The organism is Solibacillus sp. FSL W7-1464 (assembly GCF_038004425.1).
GTDB lineage: Bacteria > Bacillota > Bacilli > Bacillales_A > Planococcaceae > Solibacillus.
Genome location: NZ_JBBORC010000001.1, coordinates 156,746 through 174,929, shown reverse-complemented (window position 1 = coordinate 174,929; position 18,184 = coordinate 156,746). Strand labels below are relative to the sequence as shown.

The 18,184-nt window shown below is 40.6% G+C and carries 18 protein-coding genes; 5 read left to right on the top strand and 13 right to left on the bottom strand.

The annotated features are described in order from the left end of the window. Nucleotides 1-31: 31 nt before the first annotated feature. A complete protein-coding gene (locus tag MKZ25_RS00870) occupies nt 32-1,396 on the bottom strand; it encodes an acetamidase/formamidase family protein (RefSeq protein WP_340799723.1) in 1,365 nt (454 codons plus the stop codon). A 183-nt stretch (nt 1,397-1,579) separates the two neighbouring features. Here MKZ25_RS00870 and MKZ25_RS00865 point away from each other — a divergent pair, with 183 nt between their 5' ends. Beyond that, nucleotides 1,580-1,933: a YbgA family protein gene (locus MKZ25_RS00865; RefSeq protein ID WP_340799722.1), complete on the top strand. Its 354-nt coding sequence runs from the start codon at nt 1,580-1,582 to the stop codon at nt 1,931-1,933. A gap of 62 nt (nt 1,934-1,995) precedes the next feature. Here MKZ25_RS00865 and MKZ25_RS00860 read toward each other — a convergent pair whose 3' ends face one another. The 5 genes from MKZ25_RS00860 to MKZ25_RS00840 all read right to left on the bottom strand — a co-directional run bounded on the left by MKZ25_RS00860 (nt 1,996) and on the right by MKZ25_RS00840 (nt 9,148). Beyond that, nucleotides 1,996-2,778 (bottom strand): SDR family oxidoreductase, encoded by a 783-nt coding sequence (locus tag MKZ25_RS00860; RefSeq protein ID WP_340799721.1) that lies wholly within the window; start codon nt 2,776-2,778, stop codon nt 1,996-1,998. 208 nt (nt 2,779-2,986) lie between these two features. Next, entirely contained in the window at nt 2,987-4,021 is a 1,035-nt protein-coding gene (locus MKZ25_RS00855) for a nucleotide kinase (RefSeq protein WP_340799720.1), read from the bottom strand. Between the two features lie 126 nt (nt 4,022-4,147). Next, nucleotides 4,148-6,751, bottom strand: coding sequence for a cation-translocating P-type ATPase (locus MKZ25_RS00850; RefSeq protein WP_340799719.1), 2,604 nt, complete (start codon nt 6,749-6,751; stop codon nt 4,148-4,150). Nucleotides 6,752-6,979: 228 nt separating this feature from the next. After that, on the bottom strand, nt 6,980-7,225 hold the full coding sequence (locus MKZ25_RS00845; protein ID WP_340799718.1) for a spore protein Tlp: 246 nt from the start codon (nt 7,223-7,225) through the stop codon (nt 6,980-6,982). 591 nt (nt 7,226-7,816) lie between these two features. Next, nucleotides 7,817-9,148, bottom strand: coding sequence for an FAD-dependent oxidoreductase (locus MKZ25_RS00840; protein WP_340799717.1), 1,332 nt, complete (start codon nt 9,146-9,148; stop codon nt 7,817-7,819). Nucleotides 9,149-9,315: 167 nt separating this feature from the next. Between MKZ25_RS00840 and MKZ25_RS00835 the strand changes: the two genes are divergently transcribed. The 3 genes from MKZ25_RS00835 to MKZ25_RS00825 all read left to right on the top strand — a co-directional run bounded on the left by MKZ25_RS00835 (nt 9,316) and on the right by MKZ25_RS00825 (nt 12,670). Beyond that, nucleotides 9,316-10,254 (top strand): Gfo/Idh/MocA family protein, encoded by a 939-nt coding sequence (locus tag MKZ25_RS00835; RefSeq protein ID WP_340799716.1) that lies wholly within the window; start codon nt 9,316-9,318, stop codon nt 10,252-10,254. Between the two features lie 153 nt (nt 10,255-10,407). Then, complete coding sequence (locus tag MKZ25_RS00830; protein WP_340799715.1) at nt 10,408-12,009, top strand: gamma-glutamyltransferase family protein; 1,602 nt, start codon at nt 10,408-10,410, stop codon at nt 12,007-12,009. A 205-nt stretch (nt 12,010-12,214) separates the two neighbouring features. Beyond that, complete coding sequence (locus MKZ25_RS00825; RefSeq protein WP_340799714.1) at nt 12,215-12,670, top strand: helix-turn-helix domain-containing protein; 456 nt, start codon at nt 12,215-12,217, stop codon at nt 12,668-12,670. 35 nt (nt 12,671-12,705) lie between these two features. Here MKZ25_RS00825 and MKZ25_RS00820 read toward each other — a convergent pair whose 3' ends face one another. Then, entirely contained in the window at nt 12,706-13,014 is a 309-nt protein-coding gene (locus MKZ25_RS00820; protein ID WP_340799713.1) for a DUF6509 family protein, read from the bottom strand. 133 nt (nt 13,015-13,147) lie between these two features. On the opposite strand from MKZ25_RS00820, the gene MKZ25_RS00815 reads away from it, so the two are divergent. Continuing rightward, nucleotides 13,148-14,323 carry an alanyl-tRNA editing protein gene (locus MKZ25_RS00815; RefSeq protein WP_340799712.1) on the top strand — a complete coding sequence of 392 codons (1,176 nt, stop codon included), beginning with the start codon at nt 13,148-13,150 and terminating at the stop codon, nt 14,321-14,323. A 193-nt stretch (nt 14,324-14,516) separates the two neighbouring features. On the opposite strand, the gene MKZ25_RS00810 is transcribed toward MKZ25_RS00815, so the two are convergent. The 6 genes from MKZ25_RS00810 to MKZ25_RS00785 all read right to left on the bottom strand — a co-directional run bounded on the left by MKZ25_RS00810 (nt 14,517) and on the right by MKZ25_RS00785 (nt 18,176). Then, nucleotides 14,517-14,873, bottom strand: coding sequence for a rhodanese-like domain-containing protein (locus MKZ25_RS00810; RefSeq protein WP_340799711.1), 357 nt, complete (start codon nt 14,871-14,873; stop codon nt 14,517-14,519). A 285-nt stretch (nt 14,874-15,158) separates the two neighbouring features. Next, a complete protein-coding gene (locus MKZ25_RS00805) occupies nt 15,159-15,977 on the bottom strand; it encodes a metallophosphoesterase (RefSeq protein ID WP_340799710.1) in 819 nt (272 codons plus the stop codon). Nucleotides 15,978-16,174: 197 nt separating this feature from the next. After that, nucleotides 16,175-16,546 carry a GntR family transcriptional regulator gene (locus MKZ25_RS00800; RefSeq protein ID WP_340799709.1) on the bottom strand — a complete coding sequence of 124 codons (372 nt, stop codon included), beginning with the start codon at nt 16,544-16,546 and terminating at the stop codon, nt 16,175-16,177. 484 nt (nt 16,547-17,030) lie between these two features. Beyond that, the gene (locus MKZ25_RS00795; RefSeq protein WP_340799708.1) at nt 17,031-17,435 is read right to left on the bottom strand and encodes a Na+/H+ antiporter subunit G; all 405 of its coding nucleotides are present in this window, start codon (nt 17,433-17,435) and stop codon (nt 17,031-17,033) included. Continuing rightward, nucleotides 17,413-17,697, bottom strand: coding sequence for a Na(+)/H(+) antiporter subunit F1 (locus tag MKZ25_RS00790; protein WP_008407457.1), 285 nt, complete (start codon nt 17,695-17,697; stop codon nt 17,413-17,415). Before MKZ25_RS00790 ends, MKZ25_RS00795 begins: the two co-directional genes overlap by 23 nt. Then, nucleotides 17,694-18,176, bottom strand: coding sequence for a Na+/H+ antiporter subunit E (locus tag MKZ25_RS00785; protein ID WP_340799707.1), 483 nt, complete (start codon nt 18,174-18,176; stop codon nt 17,694-17,696). Before MKZ25_RS00785 ends, MKZ25_RS00790 begins: the two co-directional genes overlap by 4 nt. Nucleotides 18,177-18,184: the final 8 nt, after the last annotated feature.

The following is an 18,184-nucleotide window of genomic DNA, read 5'->3' as shown; positions in this document are numbered from 1 at the left end:
TATAGTCCTTTTAACGATTGATCAACTGTATTCAATCATACTGGCGCTTAACCGCTTTAAACAGTCGCGCTTTTTTCAGAAGTGTTTTCGGCATTTGAACTGTAGCCGTCACTACACCCGGATGTCTTCCTATTTCAATTGCACCGGTAATGGTTGCACGGTTTCTCACTTCTTCCACTGTCATTTCAAATAGCTTTGCCGCACGCTCAAGTGCATTTTCTGTGGCCACATTTAAGTTAACGCCTGTTCCTACAATCGACAACGGGAAACTCTCCTCAACCTGCTTTACACCAAACTCTTCAGCCAGCTCGCGTGCAATGCGTTTTTCTTCTTTCGTAAAAGGTCTTGCGGTATAAGGTAAATCTTCTACATTCGGCAGCACAATTGGACCGTCCAAGTTTACTTTTTTCAGCACACTTACCTGCAGCTGTACAATACCGGATACATCGGTCGTATGTCCGGCAATTTCACCGTCACCCTGCATTGCATGCATATCTCCTACGTATACACCGCCACCAGGAATTTTTACAGGACAAATGACAACAGCCCCTTCTCGTACACGGTTAATATCCATATGTCCGTCTGTACGGTGAATATTCAGCTCATCTTCGGTCATCGTAAATTCATGCGGTGCTCCGATTAGAAAGGATCCGAAATCTCCTGCATTATGAGAATCCGGCATTGCTTTTGATGGCGTTGTTCCAAGCTGACCGACAAACGGACGCATTCTTGCAAGTACCCCGATCAAATCACTCGGCGCGAATGATGTAATCGGATTTTGAACCGAATTTTCCGGAGTACGCATATAGTTTTTGCTGTCTTGCGCAATCCGGCGTGCCGCCTCTTTCCCTACCGTCAAACCAACATTCCCTTTTGTATTAAACGCCATCGTATAGCCGTTGGAAATTTTAAATGGTGTTGTATCCGTCCCGCAAGTCATACATTTAACAGATTCCTGGCCGATTCCTTGTACAATTGTCGGCGGATGGAGCTTCCCGCAACCCGGACATTTCACCTTCACAAAAGGATCACCGATAAAACGTTCATTTTGAGCTTCATCTGTTCCCGAAGAAGTCGCAATCGATGTAACTTGAATCGACTTGATCTGAATGACGATCGCGTCCCCGACTTCCGCGCCTTCCACATAGACAGGCTTCGTTACTTCATGTCCTCCGCGAATCGCCGGTGTAATCATCGGGCCCCAACAGCCGGGAGCAGTGTTGGCAATGATTGTCCCTCCATCTTTTAAAGGTCCTAACATAGGCGCATTCGGATTTAATACACCGTCTGTAAATTCATTGACGAATATTGTTTCGGCAGCCTGTATGACCGGTTTTTCGCGGAATACCGGATCTCCTGTTATTTGTCCATTCACTGATGTTAGATCATTTACCATTGGAATCCCTCTTTCCCTTTAAAATTTAAGTAAATTCTGATAATTTTACAACTAATTCCATTATACAATTTTTTACACTATAAGTTGGATTTGACTCTTTATAAAAGCAAAACTTTTATCTATCTTATATAATGTGAACAATTAGTAGATTATGCAAAAGCTGAACGTGAGGAGGAATCTTTTATGGACCAAAAGATGACGGAAATCCTTTGGCGTGAGGAAAAATACAATGTGATGTTTTATAGTCAAAATCATTACAATGCAATTCGTCAGGCAATGAAAAACCAGGCTTCTTATGAGGAAATTTCAGCGCTGATCGAACAGGCATTAAGCTTAACACCATCAGAAGGCAGCATGCGCAATGCTTGCCAACATATGTGGGGCTATTTTAAAAAGGTCGCAAACGAAGTGGAGAAAAAACAGTACGAACAATTGATACAAACAACAAATTTCAGTGAATTATTATCCTTTTTAAGAAGATTGGCCGAGAAATATGAAGTGACATATTTACTTGAAAGCCGGATATTGAAGCGTTAAAAAGAGATTTTAAAGAAGACAAAAAATCCCCTTAAAGTTTGGCTTTAAGGGGGTTAGTACATTTAATATTTATAAGACTGGCCGCCGTCGATTGGGATAACTGCCGCATTAATGAAGTCAGCTTCATTTGATAGCAGGAATGCTACTAAATAACCGACTTCTTCCGGCTTGCCGAAACGTCTCATCGGATTCGGCTTCACAAACTCCTTGCCGACTTCCTCCCAGTTTTCGCCGCCCATTTGGCGCAGGGATCCCTCTACCATTGGCGTCATGATCGCACCCGGGGCAATCGCTTTAATCGAAATTCCATATTGTCCGTATTCAATTGCCGAGTTACGCGTTAACCCGACAACACCATGCTTACTAGCCGCATAGCCTGACTGGTTTCCGACACCACGGATTCCGCCAACTGAAGCTGTATTGACAATAGAGCCGTAACCTTGCTCCTTCATTACTTTCAGCACATATTTCATACCATAGAAGACACCGTTCAAATTGACGGATATAACTTTATGAAATTCCTCAATACCGTAATCTCCAGTTAAGTTTTGCTTCCCTTCAATTCCCGCATTGTTAAAGAAACCATCAATCTTGCTGAATTTTTCTACCGTTTGATTCACAAAATTTTCAACTTCACTTTCCGTCGCTACGTTTGCTGTCACTAACAATGTTTCAGCATTTGGTGCAACTTCCAGCACTTTTTTCTTCGTTTCATCCAGTCCCGCCTGGTTTAAATCAACGAGTACAAGCTTTGCGCCTTCCTTTGCAAGCTGTAGTGTGGCAGCTTGTCCTAATCCCGAACCTGCACCGGTAACAACTATAACTTTTCCTTCAAAACGATTCATGAGTAGTCCTCCTTTGTAATGAAAAGCTCACCATCAGCATACAGTATTTTCTGTTTGAGTGAAATTTATAGCTCCTAAAAAAATTAATATTTCTGAAAGTTATTTATTATTCTAAAATATCATTAACAGTATCGATTTCGACTATTATAAAAGAAGGCATGGACCCGATACGAATTCGGACCCATGCCTATTAAAATTGTGATTTTCATTAGAAAAGCTCAAAAAGCACGGCTGTTCGTTTATTGAATTCATCCAAATTGATAGCAGCATCCACTGCTTCACGAACTTTCCTTTCTTGTTCTGCGTATTTCGCTGCAAAATATTTTGCATCTGCCATCGTTGCTTTGTACTTTTCTGTGATTGCTTCTATATTCCTTTCTTCTACTTCCGTCGGATGGCAATGCTGGGCAATATCGAAAATTTCATCACCAGGACGATTTTCATCCGGGAAATATACATGCGGCTCCGTGCTGTCAAAAATACAGAATTTCAGTTCGGGGATAATGACCATATCAATTGAATTGGAATCTAGCCCGCACCAAACGAGTTGTACATCAAACCCTCTGCTTATCGCTTCGTTCGCCAGCTTTTTCATCATCGAAGACTTTCCTGTTCCCGGATACCCTTTAATAAACAATCTCTTTTCAAGGTTTTGCGTAATACTCTTTACTGTATCCTGTGCTCCTTTTGGTGTTAACGTCCCAAGTAAACGGTGAGTAAGCTTGCCGGATTTCTGCCGATGTGTTTCACCGAATAAATTGTTCGACAACTCGGCAAACTGCTGGTCCAATCCACTCCATTTCATCTGCTTTCTCGTTTCCACTTCCCAGTCATCATGTATGTGAATTGCTTCAGAAAGCTTGGCAAAGCACCAGTCATAATAGGCTTGTTTCGATTCGTTTACTAAGGACAAATTTTCACTTAATGCAATGTGTTGTTCATCCAAACAGTCATAAAGGGAAATGACATGATCACGTACCCCTGGCAGTACCGGTTCTATTGACGGGTTTGTCGCTTGAACAATTAATATATGATGAGGGGCTTGAATATAAACTGCTTCAACCGTATTTTCAAATAAAGGATCATGGAAAAACTCAATATGTGCACCTTTTTCATAGTAATGCGACCCGATTTTCTGCAGTAACTCCGAAACTTTGAAGCCGTGCACTCCCTTTAATAAATACACAGCTTTCGCTTCAGCCATCAATTCTTTGTAAATATTTTTAATACCCTGCCCTGTCATTGCCTGGCCAAAGAAATGTTTAATTGTCGTGTTGATAATGTCATCCTTCCATAACCTTGTTAACCTTATTTTTATGTTAACCGGCTAAAAAAGTTACCATTACATTTGGTTCCCTATACTCTCGATTTACTGTTTAACTGAACCGAAAAACAGTTTGCGGACCTGGATAATAACTAACGGCACCAACGATAATCCGTAAATCATTAAATATTGGCTATTCGTCAATTCAGCAACCTCGAATAGTCCGTTGATCAGTACAAAATTCAATATTGTAAACCCAAGTAAAAAGGCAATCCAAACTGCCAAATTCGAGAAAATTCCGATTTTAAAAATGGATTCTTCCGAACGGCAATTGAATCCATGCAGCAACCTCGATAAACATAAGGTCGCAAACGCCATTGTTGTAGCAACCGCTGTATCGCCTGTCGATAAGCCTACTTGGAAGGCAATAATTGTGACTGCCGCAATAATCAACCCTTCAAATCCTACTTGGGAGACAAACTTTTTATTTAACAGTGACTCATTTATATTCCGCGGCTTTTCCTTCATCAATTTCTTATTATGCGGTTCCAAACCAATCGCAATCGCTGGCAGGCTATCCGTCAATAAATTGATAAACAGCAGATGAATCGGCAGAAATGGAGCCGGCAAAGCAAAAAGTGTCGCATATAGAACAACAAAAATTGCCCCTGCATTCCCCGATAACAGGAATTTAATCGCGTTTTTAATATTGGCATAAATACTTCGCCCGTTCGAGATCGATTTGACAATCGTTAAGAAATTATCGTCTGTTAAAATCATCGCAGAAGCATCTTTTGCCACTTCTGTTCCTGTTTTCCCCATTGCCACACCAATTTCAGCCTGTTTTAACGCCGGAGCATCGTTTACCCCGTCCCCCGTCATCGCGACAACGTGTCCTTTTTCTTGCCAAGCCTTTACGATTCGGATTTTATGCTCCGGTGATACACGGGCATAGACAGAGAAATTTTCCACCTTATTTTTCAGTTCCCGGTCTGAAAGCTTTTCAATTTCCTTTCCTTCAATCGCTTCATCCGGGCTTTTTAATATACCGAGCTGTTTCGCGATCGCAATTGCCGTAATTTTATGGTCCCCTGTAATCATGACTGGTTTGATTCCCGCTCCAATACAGTCTGCAACTGCCTGTGCCGATTCATCTCGCGGAGGATCCATCATCGCGATTAGCCCGACAAATGTTAAGCCTTGCTCGTCCTTTTCACTTATTTTGGAATAAAAGACTTCTTTATACGTAATGGCAATTACCCGTAATCCGGCATTCGAAAATGCAGCATTCGCCTGATTAATCTGTTCCAGCTGCTTGCTCGTAATAATCGAACTGCTGCTTGAATCAATACGGCTAATACGGGAAATAAGCTCGTCCACTGCCCCTTTTGTGATCATGACATTCCGGTTCCCCATTCGGTGAACGGTACTCATTAATTTTCGGGTTGAATCAAAAGGAATTTCTCCTACACGCGGATGAAGCCCTCTTATCATTTGCTCGTTCAATTCAAGTTCCCGGCCTAGTTTTACGAGCGCAAGTTCTGTCGGATCTCCTATCGTTTTATCTCTTAAAATTGTGGAATCATTGCACAATATTGCAAAATCGAGCAGTTTTTTATGATGAGGATTGGTCGGCTCCAACTCGTTGGAAGAGAAAAACTGTTCTCCTGTATAAACTTCCTGAACCTTCATTTTATTCTGAGTCAGCGTCCCTGTTTTGTCTGTACAAATAATCGAAACACTTCCCAAACTTTCTACTGCCGGCAATTTGCGGATAATCGCATTTTCTTTTGCCATATTTTGAGTCCCTACTGCCAAAACAATCGTCACAATCGAACTTAACGCTTCAGGGATTGCCGCAACTGCCAATGAAACTGCAAACATAAAGGAATCAATCAGCTCACGCCCCCGGATAATATCCAGAGCAAAAATGACAATGCAAATAAAGATGATTCCGATGGCAAGACGTTTTCCGAATTTATCCAGATTGACTTGCAAAGGTGTTTTTTTCTCTTTCGCATTGTCGATCAGTTTGGCAATTTTCCCGATCTCCGTATTCATTCCGATTGAAGTGACGGCCACTGCCCCACGACCATTTGTTACAAAGCTGCCGGAGTACACCATGTTTTTTCTGTCTCCCAGTGCAAGTGCAAGCTCTGTTTCAACAATTGTATTGGCTACTTTATCGACCGCCAGAGATTCCCCTGTTAAAGAACTTTCATTTATTTGCAAACTATGGCTTTCAACTACTCGTCCATCAGCACTGATAGAATCGCCCGCTTTCAAGATGAGCAGGTCTCCTACTATTACATTTCTTGATGGTATTTCAATAATTTCCCCGTTACGTTTAACTTTTGAAACAGGTGCTGCCATTTCTTTTAAACTATTCAATGATTTTTCGGCTCGTGCATGCTGAACCGTTCCAAGAATGGCATTTAATAGAATGACAACTAAAATGACAATGGAACTGTCCATATCTCCGAGGAAGATTGAAACTATTGCCGCAGCAATTAAAATGAGCACTAAAAAATCCTGAAACTGCTCGAAGAAAACTTGCAAAATATTTTTCTGCTTTCCTTCTTTTAATTCATTATAGCCATACTTTTTCTGGCGGCCACGGACTTCGTAATCAGTTAATCCATATTGCGTGACGTCTAACTTTTTCATTACCTCTTGTACAGATGCTTGGTAATATTCTGTTACTTTCATTTGAAACCCCCTTAAAGTCATTTGATTAGTGCAAATAACTATTTTGAGCAATCCCATCTAAAATAGAAGAACTCTCCCAAAACACTGTATGATAGTTTTAGTATGAAAATGAAAACTTCCCAACAAAAATCTCTTGAAACTTGGTTCTGTCTTATACATAAAAAAAACGTTAATCTAAAAATTAAGATTAACGTTTAAAATGGGTTAATTATTTGTAAACTAAAAGTACTATTTAAATGAGTCTCTTCTAGCTTTAGCTGCTTTTCTTTCTCTGATTTGTTCTTCCATTTGGGCAATGGCTGTTCTGCGACGGGCATTTTTCTCTTCAATATTTTCCAGTTCATCAGGAAATGCAAACTCTTTGCTAATTTCAGCCTCGTGAATATTTTCTTTTGTATTGTTAATCATTTTCCCTAAGCTTATCGCATTTTCCGAACCTTTGTTGAAAACATCATGTCTGTCGTTTTTCATCATGATTCCTCCCTTTCAATTATAAATTTAGTTTGTTTTGCTTCACTTTATTTATTCCAAAATAATATTTCTTTATTTCGTCACAGATGTCATATTTTTGTTATACAAATACAGCGAAAAACTTAAAAAAGAGCCAAAAATACCTTTAAACCCTTGATATAAAAGGTTTTGCTATAAAATCTGCTATTTTACATGTTATTTACATATTCATTAAAATGACGTTTTACTAATAATTATGCGCTATAGTATGGATAAGTTCAAAACAAGTAGTGAGCCTTCACCATGATTCCACCTTTGCAGAAAGTCACAGCTGCTAGCATGAGTGAACGCATAACTATACATAATTAATTTGAACAAATTTGACTAACACCTCTTTGCTGATTACGTCACAGCGTAATTATATCCAAACGTTGGATATCCACCCGAGGTTTTAACTTCATTTAGCGAGTGTTTATAACACACACTTAACGCACATATAAACACTTCCTCCAGCCATCTTGCAACCTTTCATAGAGGTGGGAAGATGCTACTAATAGAAGTTAAGCACCAAAAAGCTCCAGCTATTTCCCAATAGTAGCTGGTGCTTTTGATGTATTATTCTTTTTTACCATAGCGTTTTGGTGCCTGCATTACCGCATCCCACACACCGCTAAATGGCGGTGCATACGCTAAGTCCAAATCCAGCAGTTCCTCGAAGGTCATTTCATTGTAAAGTGCCGTCGCAAATACATCGATTCGTTTGTCGACGCCGTGCTTCCCTACTATTTGAAGCCCAACAAGCTTGCGGCTTTGCTGTTCGACAAGCATTCGAAGCTTCATCGGCTGGACATTCGGATAGTAGCTTGCAATATCATTTACTTCCATTTCATACGCTTCAACAAGTGCATTTAAACGATCTGCAGCTTCATTATTTAATCCTGTCATGCCGATGTGGAGATCGAAAAACTTCAGAATGGATGTCCCGACAATTCCCTTGAACTTCTGATTAAAGCCGGCTATATTCAACCCGGCCACTCGCCCTTGTTTGTTTGCTGTCGTCCCAAGCGGTAAATAATCATCCTTTTGGTTTACACGGTTAAAATGTGAGGCACAGTCCCCTGCTGCATACACATTAGCAATTGAAGTCTCCATTTTTTCATTGACGATAAAGGCACCATTTTCCAGTTTGGCAAATCCTTGGGCAAACTGTGTATTTGGTCGTACCCCTGTTGCGACGATAACGAGGTCTGTTTTATGCAAGCCGCTGTTTGTCCGAACTGCTTCCACAAATTCGGTTCCTTCGTAGCCTATCGTATCTTCATTCAATAAAACTTCCACACCATTTTTGACTGCTTCCTCATAAATAATATCGGTCAGCTGCGCATCCAAAATCGACATTAATGTGCTTCCGCGTTGAATAAGACGTACATTCAAACCGCGTTCCCTTACTGTTTCAACAACTTCCAGACCAATATAGCCTCCACCGATGACCGTCACATGCTTCATATTCGGCAACTGTTCCATCAGTTCATTCATTTGCGGAATTGTTTTTACTGTATGAATCCCTTTTAAGTGGGCATTTTCGATTTTTGGCATTGTTGGTGATGCTCCTGTAGCGATAAGCAGTTTATCGTAAATAAATTCGAACGGCTCGTTGCTGTTTACATCAATGCCACTCACCTTTTGCAGTTTCGTGTCAACTGCTGTCACTTCATGGAAAATACGTGCGTCAATTCCGTACTTAGAGCGGAACTCCTCGACATCCCTTGCAATCAAATCTTCTGCATGAGGAACTTTTCCGTTAATTACGTAAGGTAATCCGCATTGACCATACGAATAAATTTCACCTTTTTCCAATACGACAATTTGGGCAGATTTATTATTACGCACAATTTCCATTGCCGCACTCATTCCTGCCGCGTCTCCGCCTATAATTACAACTTTCATACTTGATCCACTCCTCAATACACTTTTCTCTTTCTTTTTAAAATGCTACCGAAAATTAATTCTATTAATAGCTTATCACTTCTTATTGTTTCGTAATCCTATGTATTCCCAAAATATGTTACACTAACTATCAGAAAAATCCTACATTTCGCAAAGGAGCAATCTTAATGACAAAAATAACGACGATCGGCATTATCGGTACTGGTGTTGTCGGTGAACGCATCATTAACCAGGCGCTGCAAAACGAACATTATGAAATTGCGGCTATTTTTGATACAAATGAAACACGTACAGCACAATTGGCTGCTAAATATAATGTACCCACTACGAATGATTTACAAGCGCTATTGAATTTAAAACCGGATTGGGTGTATATTGGCACACCGCCTGTCAGCCACGCAACACTTGCTGCAGAAATCGCAAAGCACAAATTACATATTTTATCGGAAAAACCACTTGCCCATGATGCTGCTGACGGAGAAACGATGGTACGCATCGCAAATGAGGCAAATGTACAAACAGCAATGCACTTTCCGTTAATGTACGGGGCAGCAGTCCATCAGCTTAAACAAGAGCTGGCAAAAGATATGGGTGATATTACACGTATTGAACTGCATACATACTTCCCTGAGTGGCCACGAAAATGGCAGCAAAATCCTTGGATCGCTTCACGTGAGCAAGGCGGGTTTATTCGGGAGATTTTCCCGCATTATTTGCAATTAACGCACCATTTATTCGGTGATGTTGAAATTTTGGCGCATGAAACAGCTTACCCTGCAGATGAGGCACTTTGTGAAGTTGGGGTATCGGCTTTAGCGAAAACAGCAAACGGCATCCCGATGGTCATTAACGGACTTGCAGGCATCGGACAGGAAGAGCGTATCGACTTTAAAATTTTTGGAACTGAAAAAGTCGTAACATTACGCAACTGGTCTGAAGTTTACACAAGCGCAGCCTATGCGCCGGAAGTGGAGATTACTCCTAACGTAACCCCTGAAACAATGCTCGATGCATGTCGAAAGGTTCTTTTAGGTGAGGAAGCATTTGTCGTACCATTCGAGGAAGGCCTAAAAGTACAGCGCTGGATAGATGAATTGTTGAAGTAATTTGATTTTGAAGCTGTTTGGAAAGCCTATTCCCTTTTCGAACAGTTTTTTATTTCGGATTCTGAAATATTTAAATTGTAAAAACCCCCCTTCTGTACTAAAATAGTCGTAATATTCATTTTATTGAGTCACCAAATCAAAGGGGGATTTTTTGTGGACTTTTTACATTATCCATTTCCAAGTAAGCGTAATACAGTCATCGCCAATCGTGGAATGGTCGCAACATCCCAGCCGCTCGCAGCACAGGCCGGACTGGATATTTTGAAAAAAGGCGGCAACGCAGTCGACGCAGCAATCGCAACTGCAGCAGCACTTACTGTCGTTGAGCCTACATCAAACGGAATCGGCGGGGATGCATTTGCGCTCGTCTGGATGAAAGATGAACTTTACGGGTTAAACGCTTCAGGTCCTTCTGCCAAGTCGATTTCCAAAGAAGCATTAACAGAGCGAGGATTAGATCAAATTCCAATGCATGGAGTAATTCCAGTTACTGTTCCAGGCGCACCGTCAGCATGGGCAGCTTTATCAAAACGATTCGGGAAATTGCCGTTAAGCGAAGTATTGGCCCCTGCCATCTCATATGCAGAAGAGGGATATCCGATTTCCGTGACACTTGGACAATACTGGCAATCTGCCTATAAAAAATATAAAAGGAATTTCACATCCGACGAATTCCAACACTGGTTTGAAACATTTTCAATCGATGGACGGATGCCGGAAATCGGCGAAGTATGGAATTCTCCGGCACACGGAGATACATTGCGGAAAATCGCTAAAACAAATGGCGAGTCTTTCTACAATGGCGAAATCGCAGACAAAATCGATGCCTTCATGAAAAAACATAACGGCTTTATTTCAAAGGAAGATTTGGCAAGCTATGAGCCGGAGTGGGTAAACCCGATTAAAGTACATTACAAAGGCTATGACGTGTGGGAAATCCCGCCGAATGGCCAAGGGATTGTTGCACAAATGGCACTGAATATTTATCAGCATGCTGAGCCAAAGTGGCAGGATACGGAAAATCTACATAATCAGATCGAAGCGATGAAGCTTGCCTATACGGACGGGAAAGCATTTGTCACAGAATCAAATGAAATGCCGGCAGATGTCGAAACACTATTATCAACATCTTACGGAGAGTCACGTTTCGCGGAAATCAGCGATACAGCACTTGATCCGAAACCATTCGACATTCCAAAAGGCGGTACGGTGTATTTGGCAACAGCCGATGCAGATGGCAATATGGTGTCGTATATTCAAAGTAACTATATGGGCTTCGGTTCAGGTATTGTCATTCCGGAAACGGGCATAGCACTTCAAAACCGCGGCTATGACTTCTCGCTGGATGAAACACACCCGAACTTCCTGAAACCCGGAAAACGTACATACCATACAATTATTCCAGGGTTCTTGACGAAGGATAATGAAGCAGTCGGTCCATTTGGTGTAATGGGAGGCTATATGCAACCTCAAGGGCATTTCCAGGTCATTACGTCCACAATCGATTTTGCACTCAATCCGCAAGCAGCACTTGATATGCCGAGATGGCAATGGATTGGGGAAAAACGCATTGAAGTCGAACCCCACTTCCCTAGTTATTTAGTGCAGGCATTGCAGCGGAAAGGTCATGACATTCACGTCGCAGTCGACGGCGGCAGTTTCGGACGCGGCCAGATTATTTGGCGTGACCAGAAGACAGGCGTGCTGTACGGCGGCACAGAACCACGTACAGATGGCGCAATTGCCGCCTGGTAATAATTATTACAGCAAAACAGGAGTATCCCGTTGATTAAATTTGCGGGATACTCCTTTTATATTTTCATTTTTGGACCATCATAAGTTATGATGGTACTGGAAAAAGTCAGTGTCAACACAAGGTTGCGCCCTGACGCACCTATAACTATCTTTACTTTATCCGTACACTTCATCAATACTGAAAACAAGGAAGGGGATGACTTACATGATTTTTAGTGAACGATTAAAAAAAGAGCGAGAAAAAAGAGGTTGGTCACAAGCGGATCTTGCCGAAAAAATTCATGTTAGTCGCCAATCCGTTTCTAAATGGGAAACCGGGAAGAACTATCCGAATATTGAAGTAATCATTGATTTGAGTGATTTGTTTGGCATCACGATCGATGAAATGTTGAGGAGTGACGGAGAATTGAAAGAAAAAGTAATTCGAGATAGTAAGAAATTGGCGTATCCGAAATGGAAAGCGTTCTTTGATAGCGTGTTTTTATTGGGAGCATTTTTATTGGTCGTAAAACTGATTATTATGGGCTTAAATCATTTTGCCGGTATGGATGTTATCATTCCTGAAGGCTTACCAAAAATCCTATCGAACTTCTTGCCGTTAGCTTTAATGGTAATCGGCGGGATCGGTGCGGACCAGCTGAAAACTAAATATATTGATTAAAAAAAAGGTAGCGATTGCGCTACCTTTTTTACCGGTTATTCAGCTTCTGTTTCATTTGAATCAGCAGACAATTCCGTTTTGCAAAACGCTAAAATCATCGCTTCTTCGTCTTCTTCCAATGCAAAATCCAAAAACTCATTATTGGCTTTATCAATAATAAAATAGTTCACGATGCGTACATTGTCATCAATTACCCCAACGATTACGCGAATTTCCAGACCTGCAGCGGAATATAGCTCATCTTCCTCATCCACTTCTACATCTAATAAAAACTCATAACGCTTACCTTCAATAATTTTTGTCGGATCTAAAATTTCTTCTATTGAAAATTGCGTAATATTCATATTCATGCTCCTTCCGGGAAATGCTTCTATTTTATCATAAACGAAAATTGCCGCGCGTCAAATAACAATCATTCATTTACACCGTGACAGCAACGTTTTCATATGACAAACTAGAAATTAAGGAGTGATGGACTTGAAAAATCTATTTTATTACGAAGATGCAATGATGAAGGAATTCACGGCACAGGTTGTAAAAACAGGTAAAGACGAAACAGGAAATTTCATCGTACTGGACAATACGGCATTTTACCCTACTGGTGGCGGGCAACCCCATGATACCGGCTGGATTAATGAAGCGGAAATTACTGATGTTGAGAAGATTGGTGAGGAAATTCGTCATTATACGCCAGCCGATGTGTCGAATATTTCCGGGGAAATATCCGGGAAACTTCATTGGTCGCGCCGGTTCGACCATATGCAACAACATGCAGGTCAACATATTTTAACAGCCGCCTTTGTTGAACTGTTCGATATGGCGACAGTAAGCTTCCACTTAGGAACAGAGCTTGTCACAATTGATTTAAATGTTGGTGAAGTATCTGAAGATCAGTTGGCGGCAGTGGAAAAACTTGCTAATGAAATCATTTTGGAAAACCGTCCAATTGAAACAAAATGGGTGACAAAAGAGGAATTAGCGCAATATAACTTACGGAAAGATGTAAAAGTCGACGAAGACATCCGGCTAGTCATTATCCCTGACTATGACTACAACGGCTGTGGCGGTACACATCCTACTTCTACCGGACAAGTAGGCTTGTTGAAGATTTTAGCTACAGAGAAAATGAAGAAGCAGATTCGCGTGCATTTCGTCTGCGGTAATCGCGTATTACAGCAGCTGGCTATGCGTAAACAGGTTTTAAGCGATGTGGCACGCCAATTGAGCGCACCGGAAGAGGAAGCTGCTGATGCGTTGCGCAAATTCGCGAAAACGGCCAAGCAAACAGAGAAGAGTTTAACGGAAGCCCAAGATGCCCTTCTTGAATTTGAAGCAAAAGAATTGGCAAACGAAACCGTTGCTGCAGCGACATTCGAAAACCGGTCGATTCAAAGCCTGCAGAAGCTGGCTCGTTTTATTACACAGCAAAATGGTGAAGCAATTGCCCTGCTCGTTGCCAATAATGAAGACAAGCTACAATTTGTTGCGGCGCGAGGCAGTGAGCAAACTAAATCGATGAAAGATATTTCTGCAGCTGCTTTACCGCTCATTAATGGTAAAGGCGGCGGAAATGATGCACTTGTGCAAGGCGGCGGTGAAAAGACTGTGTCGGTAGAAGCGCTCATTGAGGCTATGAAAGATGCCGTTCAATAAAGTGAAACTTCAATTCATAGGGGAAACCCCCCACGGATTGTTAGTGAACCAATCGGGCTTTTTCGGGTAATTGATCTCTCGCCTATCCCTTTGGCCTGCCTAAACGTGGAGGTTGAAGTCTTACTACCTGTTAATGAGGGATAAATGAAAAAGAAGCTAATGATGGATTGTACCATTCATTAGCTTCTTCTGTTTAACCTGCACGCAGTCCATTCATACCTCGGCGAACATTTGTTATATCGGTATAACCGAGCTTTACAAGTTCCTTGCACGCTTTATTACTGCGCGCACCACTTTGGCAAATGACAACAATTGGCCGGTCTTTCGGCAAATCCCCTAAATACGTTCCAAGAGGGCGATTAATAAACTGAGGAATGTGGGCCTCTTTATATTCTTTTTCTGTCCGGACATCCACAAATACATACTTTTTATCGTCCAGTAAAGGCTGCAGTTCTTTTGTCGTAATATATTTCACGCCTTTTTTCGGCATAAAACGCACGATCATTGCAATAATTCCCACCATTGCAAGAAGTGTAATAATCCCTTCCATTTGCATACTCCTAAAATCTGTTTTCACTTATTTTACGATACTCTGCACAAGCTTACGAATATTTTGCGCTTTTAGAAAGGGATCCCCACTCTTATAGGATTATATTAGAACTTTTTTGAGTTTATTAGAACAATGGAATACTTTATTTGAACAGTTCACCTGTTAATTAGAAGGTCCGAACCCTATTTTAGAACTTCTTGATCATTTATTAGAACTTCCACATTATATTAGAACTTTTTCAAGCTTATTAGAAAATATGCAGCATATATTAGAAAAAACTACCGACTAGCTTTCCTTTTTCAGCTCAACGGCATAGATTTCAGGAAGATTAAAAATTCGATAAGGAAACAGACTGTTCCCCAACCCTCTGTTTACGATCATTTCCGTTTCCTGCTCTTCATAAATCCCCGCCGTGTATTTTGGCATGAAACCTTGTGTTGGCGCAAAAAGTCCGCCGAAAAGTGGCAGGCGGATTTGGCCGCCATGTGCATGCCCTGTAAACACTAAATCAATTCCCTTTTCAACATATGTTTCAAACAGCTCGGGACGGTGCGACAATAACACTTTAAATGCGTCCGGATCCATATTGTAAAGGGCTTCATCAATCGACTGGCCGACTTCTTTTCCCATTAACGGATCCTCAATACCTGCAATGACGATGTGTTCTCCGTCACGCTCCAGCTGTACCGCATCATTCGGCATTACATGGACACCGAGTCCATTTAAAGCCGAATAAATTTCATCTGTTAAATTCAATGCAACTTCGTGGTTACCCAGCACATAGTACACGTCCGTAATATCGACTAACTGGCGGACAGCATGCAAGCTGTTTTCCAGGTCATAGCGGCGGCTATCGACTAGATCACCCGTTATGAAAATAGCATCAGGTTTGGTAGCCCGCACTTTTTTTACTAACCGTGACTGATTTTCCCCGAATGTCGCATCATGAAGATCGGTCACTTGGGTAATCCGGTATCCATCAAAACTCGCCGGAATTTTATTTGATTCATGTACATAATCGGTCGTGACAAGCCAATTATTATTTATATATAAAAATAGATAGACAACACCTATAAAAATGATTAATTTCAATAACTTTTTCAATTTATTCGCTCAATTCATTGTGAGTTTTAAGCAGCTACTAATACCACCCATCTTTATCAATAATATTGAACTGTTTCGTAACATTCAAGTGTTAAATCCGTTTACCAATTAATTCGTCGAGTGGATGATTATAGCTTTCGTACTTGGTAGAGTTCAAGAGTTCCTTTCATAAACTATAGCGGCACACAATCGTTAATTCACCCCTCCTTTTGAATATGCTTGATCAGCTCAATCAAATCTTCATCCATCACACCTAAACGTTTTGCTTCTTCTACAATTTCTTTTGCCATCTTCGTCAATGTATCGCTTCGCCTTGTTGTTAATATCCGATGTTTTGCATCCCCGATCACGAACATTCCAAGCCCTCTCTTTTTATATAAAATTTCTTTTTCTACTAAAATTGTCAGGCCTTTTCCTGCAGTTGCCGGATTAATATTAAAAATTTCAGCAAGCTGATACTGGGAATATACTTTTCCATCCGGAAGAAGCCTGCCTGCCAGTATCTCATTTTCGATCCATTCTGCTACTTGCATATAAATAGGAATTGTACTATTTGTGTTAAAAATCAAAGAAATCCTCCTTTCAGAGTTATCGAGTACATTAGTGTTGTAGTGTACTATATAAAAAACGAGCTTATTTGTCAATAAATCAAGAAATATTATCCACATATACTGTTTATCCACAAAGTTATACACATTAACATTGATTATCCACAATTTAATCACGATTTTTCAACAGATTGAATTATACTTATCCACAAAAAATATATTGGAATTCTATTTTAGAACAAGATTCCAAAAAAATATTCGAATATACTTTCATTTGTTCTAGAAATCGTCACATTTTTCTTAGTAAAGTCTCTTTATTTTTATACTAAAAAGGAATATTTTTAATTTCTTATATTCATGTTCAGTTAAAAATAAGTAGCTGTCCTCCTTTGTTCGATAAATTTATAACTTTATCTACAAGTTATCCACATCATACAATTTTTTATCCACTAAAAAAGCATTCCAAAAGCGACATGCCATCACTTTCAAAATGCTTTTTCATTCATTATTTAATTTCTTTCAATGTGGCTTCCACTTCTTCTTTTACCTGCAAGTTTTCTTCGCCGAACAGTATTTCATTTAATGCATCGTCTCCAGAACCTTCAGCTAGCGGTACGCGTGAACGATATGCCGCACGACATACTAAATGCCCGGAAACAGGTGCCGTAATAAATACGAAGATAATACCTAGTATCAGGCGAATACTCACATAGCCATCGTGGATCCAAAAGTAAACAAACCCGCCGAACAAACAAAGCAATACAGAGAGTGTCGCACTTTTCGTTGCTGCGTGTGAGCGTGTGTACACATCTGGTAAACGAATCATGCCGAATGCGCTAATGACACTCACAATTGCCCCAAACAAGATAAGAAGTGCCGCCATTAATTCAATCAGCTGATTTACGTTCAACAATGACACCTCTTTCTATATATTTCGAGAATGCAATCGTTCCGATAAATGCTAAAATCCCCAATATTAAAATGGCTTCCAAAAATGCCTTTGTTTTTAAAACTATCGACACGATGGCGATTGCAGAAATTAAATTAACACCAATCGTATCAAGAGCGATTGCGCGGTCAGGCAATGATGGTCCTTTTATAACACGAAATAAGGATAATCCGATTGCCACCATAAATAGAACAAGTGCCGCCTTTAGAATCAAATCGATCATTGTGTCACCTCCAAAATGGCACGTTCAAACTTGCCGATTGAACGGAGTACCGTTTCTTTCGATTCTTCTATATCCATCGCATGAATATAAAACGTACTGTTATCTTCTGAGACTTCCATTACAACAGAACCCGGTGTCAACGTTAATAACAGGGCCAATGTCGTTACTTGATAGTCTCCTCTTAATTCTGTTTCATAAGTAAAAATACCCGGTGTAAAATTCATCTGTGGATCCAGCACTTGCTTTAATACAGAAACACTTGATGAAAGCAGCTCTCGTATAAATATGAGGATGAGCTTAATAATCTTTAATACACGACGCAAGTAAAACTGTGTTCCGAAAAACCGGTGCATAGCATATAAAATCAATGTTCCGACTAAAAAGCCCGACATAAACGTCGTAAAGTCTGCAGTTGGATCGTCCTTCAATAAAAACCAAAGCGCCGCAATAAATAAATTAATAATAAATTGACCTAGCATGTGCTCAC